This window comes from Micromonospora sp. NPDC018662, assembly GCF_044391475.1.
In the GTDB taxonomy this organism is placed as follows: domain Bacteria; phylum Actinomycetota; class Actinomycetes; order Mycobacteriales; family Micromonosporaceae; genus Micromonospora.
In genome coordinates this window covers 465,272-488,527 of sequence record NZ_JBISAC010000005.1, presented here as the reverse complement: position 1 = coordinate 488,527, position 23,256 = coordinate 465,272, and the positions used below count along the sequence as shown (strand labels likewise).

Here is a 23,256-nt window from a genome sequence, read left to right as displayed (position 1 = left end):
GCCGTCGGCGAGGATCTCAACATCGAGGATCACGTCGTGCCCGCGTTCAAGCGCGGCGTCCAGCGTCGGCGGACCGCCGTCGGCGAGGATCTCAACTGTGACTTCATCGACCCGCCTGCCATCCGATCGTGTACCAGCGTCGGCGGACCGCCGTCGGCGAGGATCTCAACATCGAGGATCACGTCGTGCCCGCGTTCAAGCGCGGCGTCCAGCGTCGGCGGACCGCCGTCGGCGAGGATCTCAACCCGTTCAACAGGTCGCGGGTACGCCGCCACTCCGCCTGGCCAGCGTCGGCGGACCGCCGTCGGCGAGGATCTCAACCTCATCTCGACGCGCACGTCTCCGTCGTCGCGGATGGGGCAGCGTCGGCGGACCGCCGTCGGCGAGGATCTCAACTGAGTCTCCGGCGGCACGTAGCCGCGTAGCGTCACCTCCAGCGTCGACGGACCGCCGTCGGCGAGGATCTCAACAGCCCGAAGGGAGAGGAGGTGTTCGAGGCGCTGCGGCCAGCGTCGGCGGACCGCCGTCGGCGAGGATCTCAACGGGCTTCCCGGGCCGATGCTGCCGGTCGCCGCCGCAGCCAGCGTCGGCGGACCGCCGTCGGCGAGGATCTCAACCCCCTCTCGGACCCGTACCCGCAGACGTCGGCAGCGCCCAGCGTCGGCGGACCGCCGTCGGCGAGGATCTCAACGACTTTCGCAGCACCAGGCGGATGCCGCGCGGGAAGTGCCCAGCGTCGGCGGACCGCCGTCGGCGAGGATCTCAACCAGCCGGGCCCGCACCTCCGCCGCGTGCGCCGCGGCGCCAGCGTCGGCGGACCGCCGTCGGCGAGGATCTCAACGGGCGTTCACGGCGACGAAGCGGCGCGGGCCGGGCCGCCAGCGTCGGCGGACCGCCGTCGGCGAGGATCTCAACCCGCCGCACGGCTGGCCGATGTGGACATGGTCGAGGCCAGCGTCGGCGGACCGCCGTCGGCGAGGATCTCAACGACAAGCAGATGTCGGCGGTCAGCGCGGCCACCCACCCAGCGTCGGCGGACCGCCGTCGGCGAGGATTTCAACATCACGACGCCGACGAGGCCGGGCAGCTGGGTGGGCAGCCAGCGTCGGCGGACCGCCGTCGGCGAGGATCTCAACACCGACTACCACCACCACGAGCGCGGCCCGTGCGACCTCCAGCGTCGGCGGACCGCCGTCGGCGAGGATCTCAACGCCGGCCGGCGGTCCGATGTGCAGCTCACCGGCGACGGCCAGCGTCGGCGGTCCGCCGTCGGCGAGGATCTCAACGCTTTCCGCCACGCCGACGTCCTGCGCCGCCTGGCCAGCGTCGGCGGTCCGCCGTCGGCGAGGATCTCAACGACTGGCTGATCGGGAAGACCGTGCCGGCCAGCAACCAGCGTCGGCGGTCCGCCGTCGGCGAGGATCTCAACGCGATCACGACCGGCGATGACGTCGCGGCATGGGGGGCCCAGCGTCGGCGGTCCGCCGTCGGCGAGGATCTCAACCGGTCTGCTGCGGCGTCCAGCACACGCCCTAGCAGCCAGCGTCGGCGGTCCGCCGTCGGCGAGGATCTCAACAGCACGTTCCGTGACGGCAAAACACCCCGTAGAACTTCCAGCGTCGGCGGTCCGCCGTCGGCGAGGATCTCAACCGCGAGCACTCGCGGCAGCTCAACGACCACCGCACCGGCCAGCGTCGGCGGTCCGCCGTCGGCGAGGATCTCAACGCTGTCCGGCCGGACGAGCCGCTCACCGGGCCGGGCCCCAGCGTCGGCGGTCCGCCGTCGGCGAGGATCTCAACCTGGACGGACTGGCCGAAGCGGAGTTCGTGATCGGACCCAGCGTCGGCGGTCCGCCGTCGGCGAGGATCTCAACACACCGCCCTCGACGCCCTCGACGAGGTCGACCGGGCCAGCGTCGGCGGTCCGCCGTCGGCGAGGATCTCAACTGAGTCGAGGCATGGCAAAGAGCCCCGACGGGCGGGGCCAGCGTCGGCGGTCCGCCGTCTGCGAGGATCTCAACAGGAACCGCACCACCGGCATCCGGCTGTGCGTCAACCAGCGTCGGCGGTCCGCCGTCGGCGAGGATCTCAACTCTCCGTCGTCGGACTGCTCAACCTGGCTGGATTCGACCAGCGTCGGCGGTCCGCCGTCGGCGAGGATCTCAACGGCGTCGAAGAACGGGTCGGAGGCTTGCGCGAAGCCAGCGTCGGCGGTCCGCCGTCGGCGAGGATCTCAACCTGACGCCGTCGACCGGACGCCCTCGGCGATCCACCAGCGTCGGCGGTCCGCCGTCGGCGAGGATCTCAACCTCCCAGAAGGCTTTTTGATCTCCGCCGACCTCCGCCCCCAGCGTCGGCGGTCCGCCGTCGGCGAGGATCTCAACGGCGGTGGCGCCGGTGCCTCGGTCGCCGTCCAACCCCAGCGTCGGCGGTCCGCCGTCGGCGAGGATCTCAACAGGTCCCGCCACGGCGTGATCAGCTCGCGGAGCTGACCAGCGTCGGCGGTCCGCCGTCGGCGAGGATCTCAACTTGCTGTCCGCGTCGCGGCGCTCCGAGTTCCCCGTCTCCAGCGTCGGCGGTCCGCCGTCGGCGAGGATCTCAACTCCGGGTGGGCGGCGACGCGCAGCTGCGGTGACCTCCAGCGTCGGCGGTCCGCCGTCGGCGAGGATCTCAACGCCCATCACCCGCACGAACTCGTTGACCGCGATCTCCCAGCGTCGGCGGTCCGCCGTCGGCGAGGATCTCAACTCCTGGTAGCGAAGAGTGCCCGGCGAGGTGCCGGCCCCAGCGTCGGCGGTCCGCCGTCGGCGAGGATCTCAACCTGAATACGGCAGAGGGGTCGGGGGCGCTCACCGCGCCCAGCGTCGGCGGTCCGCCGTCGGCGAGGATCTCAACTGGGCGAACCTGGGCATGGGCCGGCCCCAGGAGCTGCTGCCAGCGTCGGCGGTCCGCCGTCGGCGAGGATCTCAACATGCGCGGATGCCCATGCGGCTCCGAGGACGGGACCCAGCGTCGGCGGTCCGCCGTCGGCGAGGATCTCAACGGGATCTCTGCGGGCCCGGTCGACCCGGCGCAGTTCCACCAGCGTCGGCGGTCCGCCGTCGGCGAGGATCTCAACAGGTTGCCCTTGCCGAACGAGAAGTGCGCCTCGCCGCCAGCGTCGGCGGTCCGCCGTCGGCGAGGATCTCAACGGGGCCTGGTACACCGGTGACACGTCCGAGCTATCGAACCAGCGTCGGCGGTCCGCCGTCGGCGAGGATCGCAACACCGTGTCGACCGAGGAACTACACCCGGGGGGTGGTGGGCTGCGCCCGCCCTCCGCGGCGGGCGAGGATCGCAACTCGACGTACTGATTGGTGCCGTAGAAGAACGGGACCACCGCTGCGCCCGCTCTCCGCGGCGGGCGAGGAGCGCAACGCCTGGCCACGATGCAACTGACGTATAGGCCGCGCGGGCTGCGCCCGGCCTCCGCAGTGGGCGAGGCCCGCAACGAAGTCCACTCGTCTCACAGCTGTCTCACGAACGGCCCGGGAAGGCCCGACAGATGCCGGCGTAGCTCGACGGTCAGGATGGCGTTGACCTGCACTGATCGACATGCGCCGGTGTCGGCCGGCACCCCCCGATACGCCTACCAGGCCACTGGCAGTGTGGGGGTCAGGGGTTCGAGTCCCCTCGGCTCCACCCTTGGAACATCAGGTCAGCGGCCTGGTCGAGCAATCATCGACCAGGCCGCTGATCTCGTTCCGGCTCGGTGTCCCACCCCGCCGGCCTTCGATCAGGCTCCGGGAGACGGGCAAGCTTTCCGGGCGGATCACCGGGAACATCGCCGACTCGGACCTTGCTGCCCCAGCCGGCCCGACGAGCCTGCATCAGGTGTCGTACTCGCCGCTGTCCCAGGGTGCGGTGAAGGCCATGTAGTCGCCGGGCTCCAGGATGACCCACCATTCTTCGTCGTCCTCCTCAGGTGATTGAGGGATGAGGCCGAAGGTCGTACCGAACCGATCAGTCGTGAACGGTGCGACTTCGATGCGGCCGAACGTGACCTCGCCGAGTTCCTTCAGCCGGGCGTCGTACGTGGCCCGGCACGCCGCGTGGTCCATCCGAGCCCTGGGACCGAAGGCATCGATCCGGGCCTCCAGGAACCGGCCCTCGGTGCTGAAGAGGTAGAGGGCGACGAACTCCTGACCGTTGTCCTCCCGAGTGGCGGGCACGAACGGCGTGGTGAGGAAGAACTGCCTCCCATCGGTGGTGTGCCCCACATGCATGGCGTGATGGTCGTCGTGGTCGATGGCAAGGCGACTCGGCGGACTGCCCCTCATCCATTCTTCCTCTCCCTGGCGGACGGTCTGAGCCGTCGTGATGGTCTGCCGGAATCCTGTCGTGCAGGTACGACACCTCTGCTCCGAGCACGTGCCGACTCAGCCAACTGCTCGCGTCCGGCCGATCCGTACCAAGATCTCGAGGCAGTTCGACGATCGGTCGGTCGCTGGCCACCGCCACGATGATCATCGGGGCGTCGCCGGCACACCGGTTGACGGACATCGCCACCCGTCGGCGGTCACCGGGCCCCACCCGGCCGGGTCCCCGTGGCAGTCGGCGTCGCACAACGACCGGAACAGCGGCGGCATCGGCTCGCCGGCCTGGGCGCGGAACAGCGGCACCCGCATCGAGACCGGCCGGTGGGGACCCCACCGGCGCGCCAACTCCCGAAGGACGAGGGCCAGGTTCTCCGTCGCGGCCTCCTCCGTGTCGGTCCAGGCCCTCCCGTACCCGCCGGTCAGCACGCCGCTCTCCCAGATCGGCCTGATCCGGAAGCCGTCGCCGCCGGTGGCGGCCCATTCGCCGGTCTCCGGGTCGCCCTCGCTGACCGTCGGTCGCCCACGGTGAGGTCCACGGCGAGCAGCGCCTCGATGTCGGAGACGGCCAGGTCTGGGGAGAAGGCCACCTCTCGCATGGCGTTCATCCTCCGCCCTCGGGGTCACCCGGTCGAGCGGCCGGTGACCACCAGCGCACAGCAGAGCGCGCCGAAGCCGGCCGTGGCCGCCAGCGCCCGGACCACGTTCCAGGCCACCCAGGTGGCCTCGAACCGCTGTCGCGCGGCGTGGAGGTCGGATGTGCCGGCCGCCGCGAGCGCGTCGTTCAGCGGCACGTTGACCGCCGCGGTGACCGCGAACATCACCAGGTAGAGGGCGAGCCCGGCGAGGATCCACGGCAGCGCCGGGCGACCCGCGTCGCGCCAGGCCAGGATCGCCGCCAGCGCGGCGAGCAGCGGCGTACCGAGGAAGATCAGCAAGAAGAGGCCGTTGACGATGGTCACGTTGATCCGCTGCATCGCGTCCACGAAGGTGCGGTCGTCGGCGCCCCGCAACGCCGGCATCACGGCGTAGGCGAAGGCGGCGAAGAGCCCGGCCATCAGGCCGGCCCCGACCGTGGCCCCGATCAGGGAAAGGTGCTGCACGAGTCGCATGCGCCCATCCAACCGCCGACCGGTGGGACGGCCCATGGCCAGGACGCGCGATCCTGTGTGTAATCGTCTCCGTGGACGCCGTCGCCGGGCTGCTCGACGGGCCGCGGGCCCGGGGCGCCTTCCTGCTCCGCTCGATCCTGACGCCGCCCTGGTCCATGCTGATCCGGGACGAGGCGCCGCTCACCGTGGTCGCCGTGGTGCACGGCGACGCCTGCCTGGTGCCCGAGGAGGCCGCGATGACGCGGCTCGGCACCGGGGACGTGGCGGTCGTGCGCGGCCCGGCTCCGTACACCGTGGCGGACGACCCGGCCACGCCGCCGCAGGTGGTCGTCCACCCCGGCCAGCGCTGCACCACACCCGACGGGCGCGAGCTGTTCGAGATGACCGGGCTGGGCGTCCGCACCTGGGGCAACGGCCCGGACGGGCGGACGGTGCTGCTCACCGGCACGTACCCGGTCCGGGGCGCGGTCGGCCGGCGGCTGCTGGACGCGTTGCCGCCGCTCGCGGTGGTCAGGCGCGCGTCCTGGGACTCGCCGCTGGTGCCGCTGCTGGCCACCGAGATCGTCAGGGACGACCCCGGCCAGGAGGCGGTGCTGGACCGCCTGCTCGACCTGCTGCTCATCGCCGCGCTGCGGGAGTGGTTCGACCGGCCGGGGGCGGCGGCGCCCGCCTGGTACCGGGCGTACGCCGACCCGGTGGTCGGCCGGGCGCTGCGGATGCTGCACCACGACCCCGCCCGGCCGTGGACCGTGGCGTCGCTCGCCGCCGAGGTGGGGATCTCCCGGGCCGCACTGGCCCGGCGCTTCACCGGGCTGGTCGGTGAGCCGCCGATGTCGTACCTCACCGGGTGGCGGCTGGCGCTCGCGGCGGACCTGCTGCGGGAACCCGGGGCCACCGTCGGCGCGGTGGCCCGCCGGGTCGGCTACGGCAGCTCGTTCGCGCTGAGCGCCGCGTTCAAACGCCGGTACGGCGTGAGCCCCCGCCAGCACGTCGACCGGCCCTGAGCCGGCCGGGAGGGCGTGCCCCCTCCCCGGCCGACCGGCTCAGCGGGCCCGGTACGCCTTCGGCAGCCGCATGCCGCGCTCGGCCATGAGCTGCCGGACCCGGTTCGGGTAGTCGGTGATGATCCCGTCCACGCCCAGGTCCATCAGCGCCGCCACGGTCGGCATGTCGTCACAGGTCCACGGGATGACCTTGAGCCCGCGCGCGTGCGCGTCGGCGATCATGCGGGCGTCCGGATAGAAGCGGAAGGACGGGTCGGCGATCGTGCCGTTCTGCGGGAACCCGTAGTTGGGGGAGAGCGCGGTGACGCCGGGGATCGCGTCGGCGGCCCGGACGACGTCGCCACCGAAGTCGTCGGCGTCGAGCCCTCCCAGCCACGGCGAGGCGCCCGGCTGCCCGACCTGGAGGAAGTCGTAGTTGGTCAGCGCCACCAGCGGCCAGCGCGGCGCCAGCCGGTGCATCACCCGCAGCGCGCCCCAGTCGAAGGACTGGATGGTGACCTGCCGCTCGATGCCGGAGCGGCGGATCTCCTCGAACACGCGGCGCACGAACAGTTCGCGCGGCGCGGTCTGCTCGGGCGCGCCCGCCTCCACCTTGGTCTCGATGTTGAGCGTGATCCCGTACGCGCGGTAGCGCTTCACCAGGTCGAGCACGTCGCGCAACTCGGCCATCCGGACCCCGGCGATCCGCTCCTGCTCCGGGAAGCCGGGCAGTTGCTGGTAGCCGCAGTCCATGGTCTTGACCTGGGCGAGGGTCAGGTCCTTGATGTACTTCCCGACGTAGGGATATGTCGGGTCGCCGGGCCGGACCGGGGCGGTGTCCCGGCACTTCTGCGCGTTGACCTGCCGGTCGTGCGTGACGACGACCTTCTCGTCCCGGGTGACCTGGGTGTCCAACTCCAGCGTGGTGACGCCGAGGCGCATCGCCTTGGCGAAGCCGGCCAGGGTCTCCTCGGTGGTCATGCCGATGCCGCCACGGTGGGCCTGGAGGTCGAAGTGGGTCCGCTGCGGCGGCACCCCGGGCCGGGTCGCCGGGCCCGCGTGGGCGGCTGTGGGCACGGCCAGCACCGCGCCGGCGACCAGTGCCGTCATGACCTGACGGACGGACATGGAGGAACCTCCGCTACCTCGGTTGATGATGCGCAGCCGAAGGTAGGTGCTCCAGACGGCGGCAGCCGTGGCGACCAGGTGTGGGGAGGATGAACGGTCGTGGGCCGGTCAGTCCCGGCCGGGCCGCCCGCGTGGGGCGACCCGGCCGGGCGTCAGCGGGGACGCCGGGTCTTCGGCAGGTCGAACTGGTCCGCCCGGCGGCAGTCCTTCGGGCCGCCGACCGCGGCCGGGCCGACCCGGTCGAGGGCCTGGCGGGCCCGCTGCCGGCCCAGGTTCCAGGCGTACCAGGGGTCGGGCTGGTCGAGGTCGTCCGCGATCCAGCTCAGCGTGCAGCGGCGTACCGGGTCGGGCAGCTTGGTGAGGGCGGGCGTGGCGTCGGCGGACAGCGCCCGCAGGTACCAGGCGTCGATCTTGCCGGTCTGCTCGTACCGGAGGGTGTTGCGCCGGGCCGCGTAGTCCTCCGGGTTGAGCACCGCGAGACCGAGCAGCATCGCCACGGCCAGCGCCACTGTCGTGCCGGGGATCCACCCGCCCCGCCACCGCACGCCCGCCGCCAGGATCATCAGGAAGACCGCGCCGAGCAGCAGCTCGAACGCCATCACGAAGATCCGCTCGCCGGTGAAGCTGTAGACCTTCTGGTAGGTCCACATCCGGGACAGCGCCGACACCACGATCACCACACTCAGCGCGCTGAGCAGCCCGAGCAGGACGCGCAGCAGGATCCGCTCGACCGGCCGCTCCCGGCCGGCCCAGCGGCTCACGCCGCCGAGCACCGCCACGGTCAGCAGCGTGACGAAGAGCAACTGCCAGAAGCCGCTGCGGGCGTACTCCGCGTAGCTGAGCCCGGCGACCTTCTGCACGTGCCGCTGACCGCCGAAGAGCACGGTGAACTGCACCACCACGAAGCCGGCGAAGAGCAGCGTCAGCGCCCCGATGGCCGGTGCCCACTCCAGCACGCCGAGCCGCCGCTCGCTCGGCCGGTCCACCGTGGACAACTCCGGCGGGGCGGCCAGCGTGTAGACGGCGGCGACCGCGATCAGCCCGCCCACCGCGGCCAGGAACAGCCCGCGGAACACCGGGCCGAGGCCGACCTCGGGCACGACCGTGTCGAGCGCCTCGGAGAACGCCGCGTCGGCCGAGGCGAGCAGGCTGCCGAAGACCACCAACACTGCCACGGTGGCGACCACCGAGACGGTGACCTTGCGGACCGTCCCGGTCTCCGTCGAGGCGGCGAGGTGCCGGCGTACCCAGGGCAGGCCACGCAGTGCCGCGAACGGCGTGGCGACCAGGCCGAACAGGATCGAGCGGACCAACCGGCCGCCGATGATCGCCAGCGTGGCGCAGCCCAGCGCGCCGAGCACGCAGAACGTCACCAGCCACCAGGCGTTGCGGAACGCCGGCACGGCGAGCAGGGCCAGGGACGCCGCCGCCCAGCCGGCCCGGATCAGCCGGTCGGTGCGGGGCAGCGCGGCGGTGCGGGTCCGGACCGCGAGCAGCACCCCGAGCGTGAGCGTGAGCCAGCCGAGGAACCAGCCGATGCCGACCCGGCTCAGCGGTACGAAGATCGCGCTGCCGAGCGCGCCGGCCAGCACCGCGAGCGGCACCGCCCGCCCGGTGGCCGGCTTCGGGCCGGGCCAGCGCGCGCCCAGGAACGAGGTGCGAGGTGTCCGAGGCAGGGGCGTCCAGCCCGGCGCCGGCGGGTAGGTGCCCCACGGGCGTACGTCCTGGTGCCCCGGTCCGGGCGCAGCTCCACCGTGGACCGGGGGAAAGACGTGCCCGGTGGGCGCCGTCGGGGCACCCTGGTCGCCCGTCGGGGCGGCCGACACCGCCAGGGCGGCCGGCGCGCCGGGGGCCGTCGGGGTGGCGGCCGGCGTGCTCGGGGCAGACGGCGTGCCGGCCGGTGCGACGGCGCCCGTCGCTGGCGGCGTGCCGGGCGCCGGGGCGGGCCCGGTGGTGGTCGGCGTCGTGGCCGGGACGCTGCCCGGCGTCGGCGCACCGCCATCCGGTCCCGCGCCGTCCGGTCGCGTCGGACCAGACGTCGGCGGCGTGGCGCCCGGCAGCTCGGCCGGTGCGGTGGTGGTCGGGTTCTCCACGGCCGGCGGCGCGGCCTGGGCGGGCACGCCGGAAACGCCGGCCGGTGCCGGCTGGCCGGCGGCCGGGACCAGCGGCACGAACAGCATGTAGCCCTGGGTGCCGGGCGGCACGGTGACCGGGATCGCCCAGGCCGGTTGGCCCTCCGCGCCGGGCCACGGCACCGGGGGCGGCGCGCCCTCCGTCGAGGGCAGCACCAGCAGGTACGGCTGGGCGGCGGGCGGGACGTCGCCCGTCGGGGACCCGTCCGCCGGGGCGGGACGGGGCGGCTCGGAATGCTGTGCCGGCTCGGGCAAGGCGCGCTCCTCGATCACAGGGTGCCGTCACTGTAGGGCCCACCCTGCCCGCTCCGCCGCCCCGGTTGTCCGTTCGGTCGGGCGAGCCTGACCGGTCGTGGCAGCGGTGCGGATCGAACCTTTGTCGCCTCCGGCCCGTACCAGTGCGCGGGAGGTCGATCACATGGGCACACGTCGCGCGCTCGTCGCGTTCGCCGTCGTCGGCGCGACGCTGCTGCTCACCGCCGTGCCGGCGAGCGCCCACGGCGCGCCGACCAGCCCGATGAGCCGGGGGGCGGCGTGCGGGCCGGAGGGTGGTCGGGCGGAGACGCCGGCCTGCCGGGCCGCGATCGCCGCCGGCGCGGCGGTACGGGAGTGGGACAACATCCGGGTGGCCCGGATCGACGGGCGGGACCGGGAACGCATTCCGGACGGGGAGCTGTGCAGCGGCGGGCTCTCCGCGTACCGGGGGTTGGACCTGCCCCGCACCGACTGGCCGGCCACCACGCTCACGGCCGGCGCCCGGCACACCTTCCGCTACCGCACCACGATCCCGCACCGGGGCACGTTCCGGTTCTACGTCACCACCGCCTCGTACGCCCCGGACCGGCGGCTGAACTGGGCCGACGTGGAGCGGAAGCCGTTCCTGTCGGTGACCGACCCGCCGATCCGCGACGGCGCGTACGAGATGCCGGGGCGGCTGCCGACCGGGCGTACGGGCCGGCACCTGATCTACGTGATCTGGCAGAACTCGAACACCCAGGACACCTACTACTCCTGCTCCGACGTGATCTTCCGAGCGGCGTCGCGTACCACCCGGCCGGCCGCTCCGGCGGCGAGCGCGGCGGCTCCCCGTACCCTCTCGGAGCCGGCGACCTCGGACGCGCCGGGGGTGCCGGTCGCGGCGGTGACCGACAGCGGCCCGTTCTCCCGGCCGTTGGCCGTCGGCGCGGCGGCGGCGGTGGTGGTCGCCGCGCTGCTCGCGGCCGTGGTCGGCCGGCGGATGCGGCGGGCCGGCGGCCCACCGCCCGGGCGGCCGTGCGGGGTCCGCAACCACCGCGCCGGGCGGCGCCGGATCTGGTGAGGCCGGGCCGGCGCACCTGAACCGCCGCCCGTCCGCGTAGTCACCCGACCGGTCGCTCCCGCGTTGCCCCCTTGTCGAACCAGGCAGGGCAACGCAGAGGAGTGTCGATGTTCATGCGTCTCGCAGTGCTACTCACGGTGCTGGCCGTGGCCGCGCCGACCGGCCCGTCCGCGTCGGCGGCGTCACCGGCCGTGGCCGCCGGCGACTTCTCCCTGACCGTCGCACCCGCCGCCGTCACGGCGGTGGCCGGGCATCCGGCCCGGGCGACTGTCGACACGGCGACCACCAGCGGGGCGCCGCAGCCGGTGACGCTGCGGGTGACCAACCCGCCCGCGGGCGTCTTCGCCACCGTCACGCCGGCCACGGTGACGAGCGGCGCCTCGGCCACGGTGACGGTGCAGACCTCCGTCTCCGCCCGCGCCGGCACCTTCACGCTCGTCGTCGAGGGCGTCGGCGGGGCGCTGCGGCGGCAGGCGCCGCTGCGGCTGGTGGTGCGGACGCCGACCACCGTCCGGGCCGCCTTCTACTACCCGTGGTTCCCGGAGGCGTGGCACCAGGGCGGGCTGGACCCGTACACCAACTACCTGCCGAGCCGGGGCCGCTACACGGTGGACGAGACGGTGGTCCGGGACCAGGTGGCGGACATGCGGTACGGCGGCATCACGGTCGGCGTCGCCTCCTGGTTCGGTCGGGGCACCACCACCGACCGGCACTGGCCGGCGCTGTTCCGGGGCGCCCGGGACAGCGGGTTCGCCTGGGCCCCCTACTACGAGCCGGAGGGGAGGGGCCGGCCCACGCCCGACCAGATCGCCGCCGACCTGCACTACCTGCGGAGCACGTACGGCGGGGACCGCTCGGCGCTGGCCGTGCTGCCCGGTCGGGGCATGGTGGTCTTCGTCTACAACGCCCACGACCTGACCACGGCCGACGGCTGCGAGACCATAGGCCGCTGGATCCGCGCCCGGTCGCTGCTCCAGCAGCTCTGGGGCGAGTCCATCTATCTCAGTCTGAAGGTGTTCTCCGGCTACCGCGGCTGTGCTGGCAGCGTCACGGTGGACGCCTGGCACCAGTACGCCCCGGCCCACGCCGAGTCCGACTTCAGCACGGCGCCCGGCGGCGCGTACACCGTCTCGCCGGGGTTCTGGAAGGCCGGGCTGCCCTACGGGCGCTCGCCGTTCCTGGCCCGGAATCTGGACCGGTGGCGGGCCGGGGTGGCCCGGATGACCGCCTCCGGCGCGTTCTGGCAGCTCGTCACCACCTGGAACGAGTGGGGCGAGGGCACCGCGATCGAGAGTTCGGTGGGGTGTCGGGGCGCCGCGCCGGCGGGCGCCCTCTGCGCCTGGAGCGACCGGTCCGACTTCCTCGCCGCGCTGCACGCCCAACCGCCGACCGTGACGTCCGGATGACGGCGGCCGGCGGCGTCGACCGCGTGCCACCGCCGGATCGACATTGCGTTCCGCTGTCCAATTAACGCATCGCCGCCCCGGTGCCGGGGCGTCGCGGTTCATCACTGCGCCATTGTTGCGACGAGGTTCGTTCGCGGCGGTGGCGCAGTTTTTCGAGTGGCGCGACGCGTGGCGCGCGGCAAGGTGAATGACCTGCGCGCATCGCCCCTGAGCTGGGAACGTGCCTCATCTATGTGTGAACCATTGCGGTCGGCTTCGCTTATTGGTCATGTCGGTGTGCTGACGTTTCAGGAACTGGAAGTCCGCTGTTAACCCTCCGTACTCTTTGCGTATCCGAGCCGCCACCCCGTACTGCGGGTTCGTCCCTTGCTGGGCTCCGGGGAAAACAATTCGTTTCTCCGGCGGACGGTTCTGCATCAGTGCCCGTCATCACCGTGGCTCACGCCGCTCGTGCCGACCGTGGGGGTTGTCATGAACAGAGTCGGATCCGGAGTTCGCGACCGGCGAACCGAGCCGGAGGCGCAGCTCCGCGAGCTGCGCGCGGCGGACGAGGGCCGCCCGCCCCGGCTGACAGTCATCGTGCCGACTCGTAACGAGGCAGCGAACATCCCGCTCCTGCTGGCGCGGCTCGGCCCACTGCTGGCGCCGCTCGACGCCGAACTCCTCGTGGTGGACGACAGCGACGACGGCACGCCGGGCGTGCTCACCCGGGTGGCCGGGGAGGCGTCGATCCCGGTACGACTGCTGCACCGGCCGCCGCACGCCCGCGCCGGCGGTCTGGGCGGCGCGGTCCTGCTCGGCACCGCGCACGCCCGCGGCGAGTGGGTGCTGGTGATGGACGCCGACCTCCAGCACCCGCCGGAGGCGGCGGCGATGCTCGCCCGGATCGCCATGCGGCACGACGTCGACGTCGTCATCGGCACCCGGTACGCCGGCAACGGCTCCTCCGGCGGCCTCGACGGTCCCCTCCGGACGGCCACCTCGTCCTGGGCGACCCGGTTGGTGAAGGGCATGTTCCCGCGCCGACTGGCGACGGTGAGCGACCCGATGAGCGGGCTGTTCGCCTTCCGCCGTGCCGCGGTGCGCCTGGACCGGATGAACCCGACCGGCTTCAAGGTGCTGCTGGAGTTGCTGGTGCGGCACCCCGGCGCCCGGGTCGCCGAGGTGGCGTACGACATGGCGCCCCGGCACGACGGCCGGTCGAAGGCGTCCGTGCGGGAGGGCGTGACCTTCCTGCGGCACCTGGCCCGACTGCGGGGCCGCCGCCTCGTCGGGCAGATCCGGCGGAGCCCGCGCACCCGTGTCGAACGCCTGCGCGAACTGGGCCGGATGATCGCGTTCGGCATGGTCGGTCTCTCCGGCATGGTGGTGAACACCGCCGTGCTCTGGTTCTGCTACGAACCGGCCCGGATGCACCACCTGGTCGGCGCGGCGCTGGCCACCCAGGTCTCCACCTCGTGGAACTTCCTGCTGATCGACAGCCTGATCTACCGGCGGAACCGGCACAGCTCGTTCGCCGCCCGCGCGGCCCGGTTCTTCCTGCTCAACAACGTGTTGCTGCTGCTGCGGCTGCCAGTGCTCCAGGCGTTGGTCTGGGCGGGCGTCGGCATCCTGGTCGCCAACGCGGGCACCCTGGTGGCGCTCTTCCTGGTCCGGTTCCTGGTCAACGACCGGGTCATCTACACCGCCGTGGACAAGGCCCGGCGCGACCCGGTGCGGCTGCTGGTAGCCGGCGCCTCCGAGGCGCGCAGCACCCCGTCGCGCCGCCGCTACCAATACCTCAAGTACCGCTACGACGTCGCCGGCGTGGTCACCATCGGCTCGCAGATCATGCTGCCGGAGCTGGAGTTCTTCCGGGCCCAGTGGGTGCCCGACTCCGAGGTGGACATCGCGGTGCGGGTCAGCGACATCGGCGGTCGCGGACCGCAGCGTCGCGCGGCCATGACCCAGTACGCCGACCAGTCCGTGCTGCGCTACGAGGAGCAGCTCGGCCGGTGGGGCGCGAACTTCCGCATCCAGCTCGGCCCGCCGATCGAGATCCAGGTCGGCCCGCTGCTGGCCCACTCGCCGCACGTGGTCTACACCAACATCATCGAGGCGCTGCTCCGGTTCGTCATGGTGGCCCGGGGGCACATGCTGCTGCACTCCGCGTGCGTCACGCTCGACGGCGTCGGGGTGATGCTCTCGGCGCTGACCGACACCGGCAAGACGGCCACCGTGCTGCGGCTGCTGCGTGACCACGGCGGCCTCTTCCTCTCCGACGACATGACGATCGTCCGGCCGGACGGGGTGGCGACCTGCTTCCCCAAGCCGCTCACCATCAGCGCGCACACGCTGCGGGCGGTGCAGGCGCAGGACCTGACGCCCGCCGAGTGGCGGCGGCTGCAACTCCAGAGCCGCCTGCACTCCAAGGGCGGTCGGTCCCTGGCGTTGACGCTCAGCCGGTTCAACCTGCCGATCATGGGGATCAACGCCCTCACCCAGTTGCTGATCCCGCCGCCCAAGTACAGCGTCGACCGCCTGGTGCCCTGCCGGATCGGCACCACCACCCGGGTCGAGGAACTGTTCGTCATCGAGCGCGGCAAGCCGGACATCACCGAGCTGGGCGCCGCCGACACGCTCGACCGCATGATCGACAACACCGACGACGCGTACGGGTTCCCGCCGTTCCGCTACCTCGCGCCGTCCATCACCATCGACGGCCAGGGGTACGTCCAGCTCCGGGCGCGGGAGCGGGAGATCCTCGCCAGCTTCCTGTCCCACGTCCGCAGCCGGGTCGTCGTCTCGGACACCTTCGGCTGGGCCGACGAGATCCCCCGGCTGCTCCGGGAGGAACGTGCCGGTCGGGGTGCCCCGATGGTGCCCGCCCAGCCGTGGCCGCGCTGGCGCGGCGACCTGACCGTGGCGGGAGAGCCGGCGTGAGCGTGAGCCATCCGGCCCTCACCGACACGCTGCCCGAGCAGCGCACGGGCGACGAGCGACGAACCGGGGGCCGGAAGTGGCCGGGGTCCGCGCCGCCGGCCTGGCTGCCGGCACTGCGTCGGCCCCGGTGGAAGGTGGCCGGTGGACTGACCGCTGTCGCCGTGCTGGCGCTGTTCGTCAGGACGTGGCAGATCGACGCGTTCGGCTTCAACAGCGACGAGGCGGTGTACGCCGGGCAGGCCGCCTCGCTCGCCGGCAACCCCCGCTACACCGAGTACTTCCCGGTCTTCCGGGCCCACCCGATGCTCGTCCAGGCGCTGCTCTCGCCGTTCTTCCGGGTCGGCGAGGTGGACGTGGCCGGGCGGCTGGTCATCGTCGTGCTCGGGGTGCTGACCGTGCTCGCGGTGTACCCGCTGGGCGCGCGGCTCTACAACCGGCGGGTCGGGCTCGTCGCGGCGCTGCTGCTGGCCGTGATGCCGTACCACGTGGTGGTGACCCGTCAGGTGCTGCTGGACGGGCCGATGGTGCTGCTGGCCACGCTCACGCTGTACTGCATGGTCCGGTTCGTCCAGCGGCAGGACGCGCTCTGGTACGTGGCCACCGCCGCGATGCTCGGCGTCACGATGCTGGCCAAGGAGACCAGCATCGTGCTGGCCGGCAGCGTCTACGCGTTCCTGGCGCTCACCCCCGGCGTACGCCGGCCGGTGCGGGCCACGCTGCTGGCGCTGCCGGTGCTGGCGCTGGTCTTCGCCACCCATCCGGTCTCGCAGGCGTTGGCCGGCCGCACCGAGACCGGGCGCAACTATCTCGTCTGGCAGTTGTTCCGGCGACCGAACCACCCGATGTCCTTCTACCTGGAGAACGTGCCCTCGTCGATCGGGCTGCTGGTGCTGCTCGCCGCGTTCGGGGGCCTGTGGTGGGCCCGCCGGCAGCGGAGCTGGCGGGAGACGCTGCTGCTGTCCTGGATCGCCGTCCCGGTGGTGTTCTTCCAGCTCTGGCCGGTCAAGGGTTTCCAGTACCTGCTGCCGGTCGTGGTGCCGGTGGCGGTGCTCGCCGCGCGGGCGCTTGCCGTCCTGCCGGTGCCGGCCCGGCTCGTGGCCGTCCCCCGGCGGGTGATGCCCCGGGCCCGCGTCCACCTGGTGGTGCGGCTCGCGGCCGTCGCCGCGGTCGCGCTGAGCCTGCTCGGGCCCGCCTGGCGGGCGGTGAGTCAGCAGGGTGGGACGCACTTCCTGGCCGGTTCCGGCGGCGTGCCGGGCGGCCGGGAGGCCGGCCGGTGGTTGACCGATCACACACCGGACGGGTCGGTGATCCTCACGCTCGGCCCGTCCATGTCGAACATCATCCGCTACTACGGCCAGCGGCAGAGCTACGGCCTGTCGGTCAGCCCGAACCCGTTGCACCGCAACCCGTCCTACGTGGCGCTGAACAACCCGGACGGGTGGCTGCGCAACAACAACCTGCACTACATCGTCTGGGACTCGTTCTCCGCGCGCCGCTCGACGTTCTTCGCCGACCGGCTGGCGACCCTGGTGCGGCGCTACCACGGCCGGATCGTGCACACCGAGTACGTCGGCGCCGCCGACTCCTCCGGTCGCGACGTCCCGGTTCCCGTGATCATCATCTATGAGGTGCGGCCATGACCCGTCGGATCGATTCCGTCCTCCGGCGCCGGGCGTCGCGGCTGTCGGCCGTCGCCGTGCTGCTGGCCCTGTCCGCGGTGGCGGTGGCGCCGGCCGCCGCGTCGGCCGCCCCGGCGACGCCGACCGCACCGACCACGCCGATCGAGAACCTGGTCTTCCTGATGCAGGAGAACCACACGTTCGACAACTACTTCGGCACCCGGCCCGGGGTGGACGGCATCCCGAAGGACGTCTGCATGCCGATGCGGTCGGACCTGCCGGAACCCTGCGTCAAGCCGTTCCACATCGGCAAGCTGGGCGCGATCGACCTCGACCACTCCGCCGACGCGTTCGCCCAGCAGTACAACGGCGGCCGGATGAACGGCTTCGTGGAGGGGGTGAGCAGGGCCGGCAAGGACGGCCGGATGGCGATGGCCTACTACGACGACCGCGACCTGCCGTACTACTGGAACCTGGCCGACGAGTACGTGCTCTTCGACCGGTTCTTCAGCTCCTCGCACTCCGGCAGCATCCGCAACCACATGTACCGGGTCACCGGTGGCCCGGGTGCGGCCGGCAAGGCGGAGACCATCCCGGCGGCCGGCTGGGGGAACATCCCGACCATCTTCGACCGGCTGGAGGCGGCCGGGATCAGTTGGAAGTTCTACGTGCAGAACTACGACCCGACGATCACGTTCCGGTCCCGGGTCGAGGAGGAGGACATCGACCGGGGCGCGCAGGTCATCTGGGTGCCGCTGCTGGGGTACGCCCGCTACGTCGACGACCCGCGCCTGTTCTCCAAGATCGTCGACCTGGACGAGTACTACGCGGACGCGGCGAAGGGCGACCTGCCGGCGGTCTCCTTCATCGCGCCGGCCGGCAACAGCGAGCACCCGCCGGGCAACATCGGCGCCGGCCAGAACCTGGTGCGGGCGCTGCTGACGCAGCTCATGCGGTCCCCCGAGTGGTCCTCGTCGGCCTTCATCTGGTCGTACGACGACTGGGGCGGCTGGTACGACCACGTCACGCCGCCGAAGGTCGACCGGTACGGCTACGGGTTCCGGGTGCCGGCACTGCTGGTCAGCCCGTACGCCCGGCGCGGACGGGTCGACTCCACCACGCTCGACTTCACCTCGGTGCTCAAGTTCATCGAGATCAACTGGCGGCTGAAACCGCTCGCCAGCCGGGACGCCAGGGCGAACACGTTCCTCGACGCGTTCGACTTCGACGCGCCGCCACGCCCCGGCGTCCTGCTCAGCGCCGAACGCACCCCGGTCGCACTGAAACGGCCCGACCCCCGGCCCGTCTACGGCGCGTACGCCACCGCGTTGCTGCTCGTCGGCGCGCTGGTCGGCGCGGCGGCGGTACGGGGACGGCGGCGGTCCCGGTGAGCGCCGCCCGCCGGCTGCTGCCGCCGCTGATCCTGGTGCTGCTGGGCGTCCTGCTCACCCCGGTCGCCGCCACGGCCGCACCCCGCTCCGCGCTGCCCGGCACGCTGCACCTGCAGATGGTGCCGCCGATCCGGGGCGTGCCGGTCGCGGTCGACGGCAACACCGGCCGCTCGGACGCCAGGGGCCGGGTGAACATCCGGGTGAAGAACTTCCTCGGGCTCGACAAGCGGCTCACGGTCGGCTCGGCGACGGTCGGCGGCGACCGGAAGGTGATGCTCGACCGCATCCGGGGCAGCCTGGACCACGGCGTACGGGACCGGATCGTCGAGGTGGGCCTGCGCACCGTCCGGCGCGTCAGTTGGCGCTACACCGACCGGTTCGGATCGCCGGTGCCGACCCGGCGGGCGACCGCGATGCGGCTGCGCAGCAATACCGGCGAGATCATCGAGCTGGCCGGCGACCAGTTGACGAAGCCGCTCTGGGTCGCCGAGAGCCGCACCCAGCAGGGACCCCGGGGCCTCGCCTCGAAACGCCTCTACTACGTGGTGGACGCCGTGATGGTGGACGGCACCTCGGTGGTCAACCGCGCCGGCCAGAAGTTCGTGCCCTGGGACCGGCAGGCGTGGGTGGTGCAACTGCTCTTCTTCAAGGTGTCGTTCACCGCCTCGGACATGTTCTTCCCCCGGCGGGCCGGCAGCGGGATCCAACTCACCCGGGCCGACGGGCGGGTCCAGCACCTGGGGTTCGACCCGGACGGCACCGTGCTGGTCCCCGACCTGCCCCGCGGCACCTACACCCTGACCGTGCGCGGCGGCGGCCTCTCCTTCGGCCGGCCGGTGACCATCAGCCGGGACCAGGAGGTGACGCTCACCGTGATCAGCGTCGTCGACCTGAGCCTGGTGGCGGTGGGCGTGCTCGGGGTCGCCGTCGGGCTGGTCCTGCTGGGCCGCCCGCACCTGCGCCGCCCGTTCCGGGCGCTCCGCCGCGCCGCGCGCCGGCGGCCCGGCCGGCGCCGTTGGCGGCCACGTGCCGCCGCCGGCCTGGTGCTGGTGCTGGTGCTGCTGACGGTCGCCGCGGCGAGCCTGCCGGCGGGCCGCGCGTCGGCCGCGCCCGCCCGTTCCGGGCCCGGGCCCGCGGCGACCCCGACGTCGTCGCCGGTCCCGGTGCTGGCCTACTACTACATCTGGTTCAACCCGAGCTCGTGGAACAGGGCGAAGAGCGACTACCCGGTGCTCGGGCGCTACTCCAGCGACGACGAGGAGATCATGCGGCGGCACGTCCGGATGGCCAAGGCCGCCGGAATCACCGGCTTCCTGGTCTCCTGGAAACACACCGAGCAGCTCGACGAGCGACTCGCCGCGCTGGTCGAGGTCGCCCGCGCCGAGAGCTTCCGGCTCGGCATCGTCTACCAGGGCATCGACTTCAGCCGTAAGCCGTTGCCGCTGGCCACGGTTCGGACGGACCTGGCCCTCTTCGCCGAACGCTACGCCGCCGACCCGGTCTTCGGGATCTTCGACCAGCCGGTGGTGATCTGGAACGGCAGCGACCGCTACTCCGCCACCGAGGTCGCCGACACCGTCCGTCAGGCCCAGGAGAAACTCCAGGTCCTCGGCACCGCCAAGAGCGTCTCGGTGGTGAACAGCCAGTCGACCCTCGACGGGCAGGCGTACTACTGGTCGTCCGCCGATCCGCTCGTCGACCGCAGCCGGGACAAGCTCACCGCGATGTCCCGGGCCGTCCACCTGCGCGGCGGACTGTGGATCGCCCCGGTCTCGCCCGGCTTCGACGCCCGCCAGATCGGCGGGAGAAGGGAGGTGCCCCGCCGGGACGGCGAGACCCTGCGCGCGTCGTTCGCCGCCGCCCGGCTCTCCCAGCCCGACGCCCTCGGCGTCATCAGCTGGAACGAGTTCACCGAGAACACCTACGTGGAACCGAGTGAACAGTGGGGCAGCAGATACCTGGAGGTGCTGGCGGACCTGCTCGGCGTCGCCCCGCATCCCGACGCGCAACTGGACAGCAGCACCGCCGAGGGCGACGACTGGGGCCTGCCCGCCTGGGCCGCGCTGATCCTGGCGATCGGCGCGGTGGTCCTGGTGCCGCTCTGGCTGTACCGCCGTCGACGGCGTGGGCGAGCCGCCGCCTCGCCGTCGACCCCATCCGGCGCCGCGCGGTCCGAGGAGGCGCCGCTCCACCACTGACCGGGCGACCCACCATCGATGTCGCGGCCGGCCCGGGCCACCCTCCACACCGTTCTGGAGGAGCAATGACAACTCGATCCCGATCCCCGCTCCGTCTCCTGGCGCCGGCCCTGGTCCTGGTCCTGGTCGGCCTCGCCCCGCCCGCCACCGCGGCGCACGCCGCCACCCGGGCCGATCCGCACGCCACCACCGCGGCGGAGGTCGCCAGGGCGGCCGCGGCCGTGACGCTCACCCCGGCCGCCGACGCCTGGGTGGATGCCTCCCATCCGACGGTCAACGCGGGCCGGACCGCCTCGCTCCGGGTCGACGCCGTGCCCCGGCAGGTCGCCTACCTGCGCTTCGACGTCACCGACGTCGACTCGGACCCCACGGCGGTACTGCGTCTCTACGTCGAGACCGCCAGCAGCACCGGGGTGGACGTCCACCCCGTGTCGAACCACACCTGGGACGAGAGCACGATCACCTACGACAACGCCCCACCCGTCGGCGAGACGACCGTCCGCAGCGGACCGGTGGGCGCGGACACCTGGGTGTCGATGAACGTCTCCTCGCTGGTCACCGGCAACGGGCCGGTGACCGTGGCGCTCACCACCACCAACGACACCGGGCTCCGGGTGACCAGCCGGGAGGGCGTCAACAAGCCGCAGCTACTGACGCCGGCGCCACCCAACCCGTCGCCGTACGTGGTGACCAGGACCGGGTCGGCGACCTACCGGGCGGCCTCCGACGTCACCGGCGAGACCTACACCGGCAGCCTCAAGACCGTGCTGGAGAGCGCCGTGGTCGAGCTGAACCGGCTGGGCGGCGGCACGGTCCGGTTCGGCGCCGGCACGTTCGACTTCGGCGCCGAGTACATGAAACTGGAAGGCATCCGGCGGGTGACCTTCGTCGGCGCCGGCATGTACGACACGCTGATCCGCAACGACAACTCGTCGGCGGGGGACACCGAGCCGTTCAACACCAAGGGGTGGGACGGCGTGATCGTCCGGGACCTGGCGGTCTCGGCCGGCGGGGCGTTCCGGAGCACCAGTGACGCGCTCGACTTCGACGACGGCAACAACATGCTCGTGGAGCGGGTGCGGGTGACCGCGTCCCGGGGGCGGGGCATCGTGTTCGACGGCAAGAACCAGACCTGGACGTCGATGGGCAACACGGTGCGGGACTGCGTCATCAGCGGCGCCCAGAGCGACGGCGTCGAACTGCTGGCGACCAGCGGCGACACGGTCACCGGCTGCACCATCACCGACGTGGGCGGGCACGGCATCCAGGTCAACCGCGCCTCGTCCACCGCCGACCAGCCGAACAAGACGGCCGACCACAACGTCATCAGCGACAACGTGATCAATCAGGCCGGGCAGGACGGCATCAACATCAACAGTGGCACCGACAACCGGATCCTCGACAACGAGATCACCAACAGCTCCGACGACACGCCGAACCGGGACGGCATCCGGGTCACCACCGCGACCGGGATCACCTGTGTCGACACCGTGGTCAGCGGTGACGTGGCCATCGACGACCAGACCGTCCGGACGCAGCGCTACGGGCTCTACGTCACCGAGGGCTGCAACGCGACAGTGGTCGGGCCCGCCAACACGTTCACCCCGAACCGGGTGAGCGCGGTCCGGGACGCCGGCAACGGGACCATCTTCCAGTAGGGCCCCGACGTCACCCGGCACCGGCGAGGATCTGGTCGATCTCGGCCAGGTCCTCGCCGACGAGGTCCAGGTCGTCCAGCGCGGCGACGTTGCCCGCCAACTGCTCGACGCTGCTCGCGCCGATGATCAGGCTGGTCATCCGCGGGTCGCGCAGCGCCCACACCAGGGCGAGCTGGGCCAGGCTCTGGCCCCGCCGCCGGGCCACCTCGGCGAGCGCGCGGATGGTGGCCATCCGCGCCTCGTCCAGGTCGCTCTCGTTGAGGAAGACGCTGGTCCGCACGCGCGAGTCGGCCGGGATGCCGCCCAGGTAGCGGTCGGTGAGCAGGCCCTGGGCCAGCGGGCTGAACGCGATGCACCCGGCGCCGACCTGGTCCAGCGTGTCCAGCAGGCCGTCGGACTCGGTCCAGCGGTTGAGCATCGAGTACGACGGCTGGTTGATCAGCAGCGGGGTGCCCAGGTCACGGAGGATCTCGGCGGCCCGGGCGGTCTGCTCCGAGTCGTAGTTGGAGATGCCGACGTAGAGCGCCTTGCCCGAGCGGACGACCGCGTCCAACGCGCCCATCGTCTCCTCGAGCGGGGTGTCCGGGTCGAACCGGTGCGAGTAGAAGATGTCCACGTGATCCAGGCCCAGCCGGCGCAGCGACTGGTCCAGCGACGAGATCAGGTACTTCCGGGAGCCCCACTCGCCGTACGGGCCGGGCCACATCAGGTAGCCGGCCTTGCTGGACACCACCAGCTCGTCCCGGTAGGGCTTCAGGTCGGTGGCGAGCAGCCGGCCGAACACCTCCTCCGCCGCGCCCGGCGGCGGGCCGTAGTTGTTGGCCAGGTCGAAGTGGGTGATGCCGAGGTCGAAGGCGCGGCGGACGATGTCGCGCTGCCGTTCGAAGGGTCGGTCCGGCCCGAAGTTGTGCCACAGCCCGAGGGAGATGACCGGCAGCTTCAGCCCGCTGCGGCCGCTGCGCCGGTAGAGCATGGAGTCGTAACGGTCGTCGCTGGCGAGGTAGGTCACCCGGTCATTCTGCCTCCCGCCGGTGA

General features: G+C 72.5%; 14 protein-coding genes and 1 CRISPR repeat array. Of the genes, 8 read left to right on the top strand and 6 right to left on the bottom strand.

What is annotated here, in order from left to right; translation table 11 throughout:
- Window positions 1–59: 59 nt before the first annotated feature.
- A CRISPR array of direct repeats spans window positions 60–3,490; the repeat unit is 37 nt; unit sequence CCAGCGTCGGCGGTCCGCCGTCGGCGAGGATCTCAAC.
- A 378-nt stretch (window positions 3,491–3,868) separates the two neighbouring features.
- The 3 genes from ACH495_RS18740 to ACH495_RS18730 all read right to left on the bottom strand — a co-directional run bounded on the left by ACH495_RS18740 (window position 3,869) and on the right by ACH495_RS18730 (window position 5,466).
- Entirely contained in the window at window positions 3,869–4,318 is a 450-nt protein-coding gene (locus ACH495_RS18740; RefSeq protein WP_396858976.1) for a hypothetical protein, read from the bottom strand.
- Between the two features lie 186 nt (window positions 4,319–4,504).
- Window positions 4,505–4,783 (bottom strand): hypothetical protein, encoded by a 279-nt coding sequence (locus ACH495_RS18735; RefSeq protein WP_396858975.1) that lies wholly within the window; start codon window positions 4,781–4,783, stop codon window positions 4,505–4,507.
- A gap of 194 nt (window positions 4,784–4,977) precedes the next feature.
- The gene (locus ACH495_RS18730) at window positions 4,978–5,466 is read right to left on the bottom strand and encodes a DUF1772 domain-containing protein (protein WP_396858974.1); all 489 of its coding nucleotides are present in this window, start codon (window positions 5,464–5,466) and stop codon (window positions 4,978–4,980) included.
- A 71-nt stretch (window positions 5,467–5,537) separates the two neighbouring features.
- Between ACH495_RS18730 and ACH495_RS18725 the strand changes: the two genes are divergently transcribed.
- Window positions 5,538–6,470 carry an AraC family transcriptional regulator gene (locus ACH495_RS18725; protein ID WP_396858973.1) on the top strand — a complete coding sequence of 311 codons (933 nt, stop codon included), beginning with the start codon at window positions 5,538–5,540 and terminating at the stop codon, window positions 6,468–6,470.
- 39 nt (window positions 6,471–6,509) lie between these two features.
- Here ACH495_RS18725 and ACH495_RS18720 read toward each other — a convergent pair whose 3' ends face one another.
- Together ACH495_RS18720 and ACH495_RS18715 are read right to left on the bottom strand one after the other, a co-directional pair.
- Window positions 6,510–7,577 (bottom strand): glycerophosphodiester phosphodiesterase family protein, encoded by a 1,068-nt coding sequence (locus ACH495_RS18720; protein WP_396858972.1) that lies wholly within the window; start codon window positions 7,575–7,577, stop codon window positions 6,510–6,512.
- Window positions 7,578–7,729: 152 nt separating this feature from the next.
- Window positions 7,730–9,964, bottom strand: coding sequence for a DUF4153 domain-containing protein (locus ACH495_RS18715; RefSeq protein WP_396858971.1), 2,235 nt, complete (start codon window positions 9,962–9,964; stop codon window positions 7,730–7,732).
- Between the two features lie 163 nt (window positions 9,965–10,127).
- Between ACH495_RS18715 and ACH495_RS18710 the strand changes: the two genes are divergently transcribed.
- The 7 genes from ACH495_RS18710 to ACH495_RS18680 all read left to right on the top strand — a co-directional run bounded on the left by ACH495_RS18710 (window position 10,128) and on the right by ACH495_RS18680 (window position 22,221).
- Window positions 10,128–11,027: a lytic polysaccharide monooxygenase gene (locus tag ACH495_RS18710; RefSeq protein WP_396858970.1), complete on the top strand. Its 900-nt coding sequence runs from the start codon at window positions 10,128–10,130 to the stop codon at window positions 11,025–11,027.
- Window positions 11,028–11,140: 113 nt separating this feature from the next.
- A complete protein-coding gene (locus tag ACH495_RS18705) occupies window positions 11,141–12,433 on the top strand; it encodes a hypothetical protein (RefSeq protein ID WP_396858969.1) in 1,293 nt (430 codons plus the stop codon).
- A 471-nt stretch (window positions 12,434–12,904) separates the two neighbouring features.
- Complete coding sequence (locus ACH495_RS18700; RefSeq protein WP_396858968.1) at window positions 12,905–15,355, top strand: glycosyltransferase; 2,451 nt, start codon at window positions 12,905–12,907, stop codon at window positions 15,353–15,355.
- Window positions 15,352–16,995 carry a glycosyltransferase family 39 protein gene (locus tag ACH495_RS18695; protein ID WP_396858967.1) on the top strand — a complete coding sequence of 548 codons (1,644 nt, stop codon included), beginning with the start codon at window positions 15,352–15,354 and terminating at the stop codon, window positions 16,993–16,995. Before ACH495_RS18700 ends, ACH495_RS18695 begins: the two co-directional genes overlap by 4 nt.
- Window positions 16,992–18,365: an alkaline phosphatase family protein gene (locus tag ACH495_RS18690; protein ID WP_396858966.1), complete on the top strand. Its 1,374-nt coding sequence runs from the start codon at window positions 16,992–16,994 to the stop codon at window positions 18,363–18,365. The genes ACH495_RS18695 and ACH495_RS18690 overlap by 4 nt, the downstream gene beginning before the upstream one ends.
- A complete protein-coding gene (locus ACH495_RS18685) occupies window positions 18,362–20,563 on the top strand; it encodes a hypothetical protein (protein ID WP_396858965.1) in 2,202 nt (733 codons plus the stop codon). Before ACH495_RS18690 ends, ACH495_RS18685 begins: the two co-directional genes overlap by 4 nt.
- A gap of 65 nt (window positions 20,564–20,628) precedes the next feature.
- Window positions 20,629–22,221, top strand: coding sequence for a DNRLRE domain-containing protein (locus ACH495_RS18680; protein WP_396858964.1), 1,593 nt, complete (start codon window positions 20,629–20,631; stop codon window positions 22,219–22,221).
- A gap of 10 nt (window positions 22,222–22,231) precedes the next feature.
- Here the strand turns inward: ACH495_RS18680 and mgrA are convergent, their stop codons facing one another.
- Window positions 22,232–23,230: an L-glyceraldehyde 3-phosphate reductase gene (gene mgrA, locus ACH495_RS18675; RefSeq protein ID WP_396858963.1), complete on the bottom strand. Its 999-nt coding sequence runs from the start codon at window positions 23,228–23,230 to the stop codon at window positions 22,232–22,234.
- Window positions 23,231–23,256 lie beyond the last annotated feature (26 nt).

What these genes read in the sequence shown, in the direction of transcription:
- ACH495_RS18740 (WP_396858976.1), bottom strand. Translation starts at nt 4,318, where the DNA reads ATGAGGGGCAGTCCGCCGAGTCGCCTTGCCATCGACCACGACGACCAT.
- ACH495_RS18730 (WP_396858974.1), bottom strand. Translation starts at nt 5,466, where the DNA reads ATGCGACTCGTGCAGCACCTTTCCCTGATCGGGGCCACGGTCGGGGCC.
- ACH495_RS18720 (WP_396858972.1), bottom strand. Translation starts at nt 7,577, where the DNA reads ATGTCCGTCCGTCAGGTCATGACGGCACTGGTCGCCGGCGCGGTGCTG.
- ACH495_RS18710 (WP_396858970.1), top strand. Translation starts at nt 10,128, where the DNA reads ATGGGCACACGTCGCGCGCTCGTCGCGTTCGCCGTCGTCGGCGCGACG.
- ACH495_RS18705 (WP_396858969.1), top strand. Translation starts at nt 11,141, where the DNA reads ATGCGTCTCGCAGTGCTACTCACGGTGCTGGCCGTGGCCGCGCCGACC.
- ACH495_RS18700 (WP_396858968.1), top strand. Translation starts at nt 12,905, where the DNA reads ATGAACAGAGTCGGATCCGGAGTTCGCGACCGGCGAACCGAGCCGGAG.
- ACH495_RS18690 (WP_396858966.1), top strand. Translation starts at nt 16,992, where the DNA reads ATGACCCGTCGGATCGATTCCGTCCTCCGGCGCCGGGCGTCGCGGCTG.
- ACH495_RS18680 (WP_396858964.1), top strand. Translation starts at nt 20,629, where the DNA reads ATGACAACTCGATCCCGATCCCCGCTCCGTCTCCTGGCGCCGGCCCTG.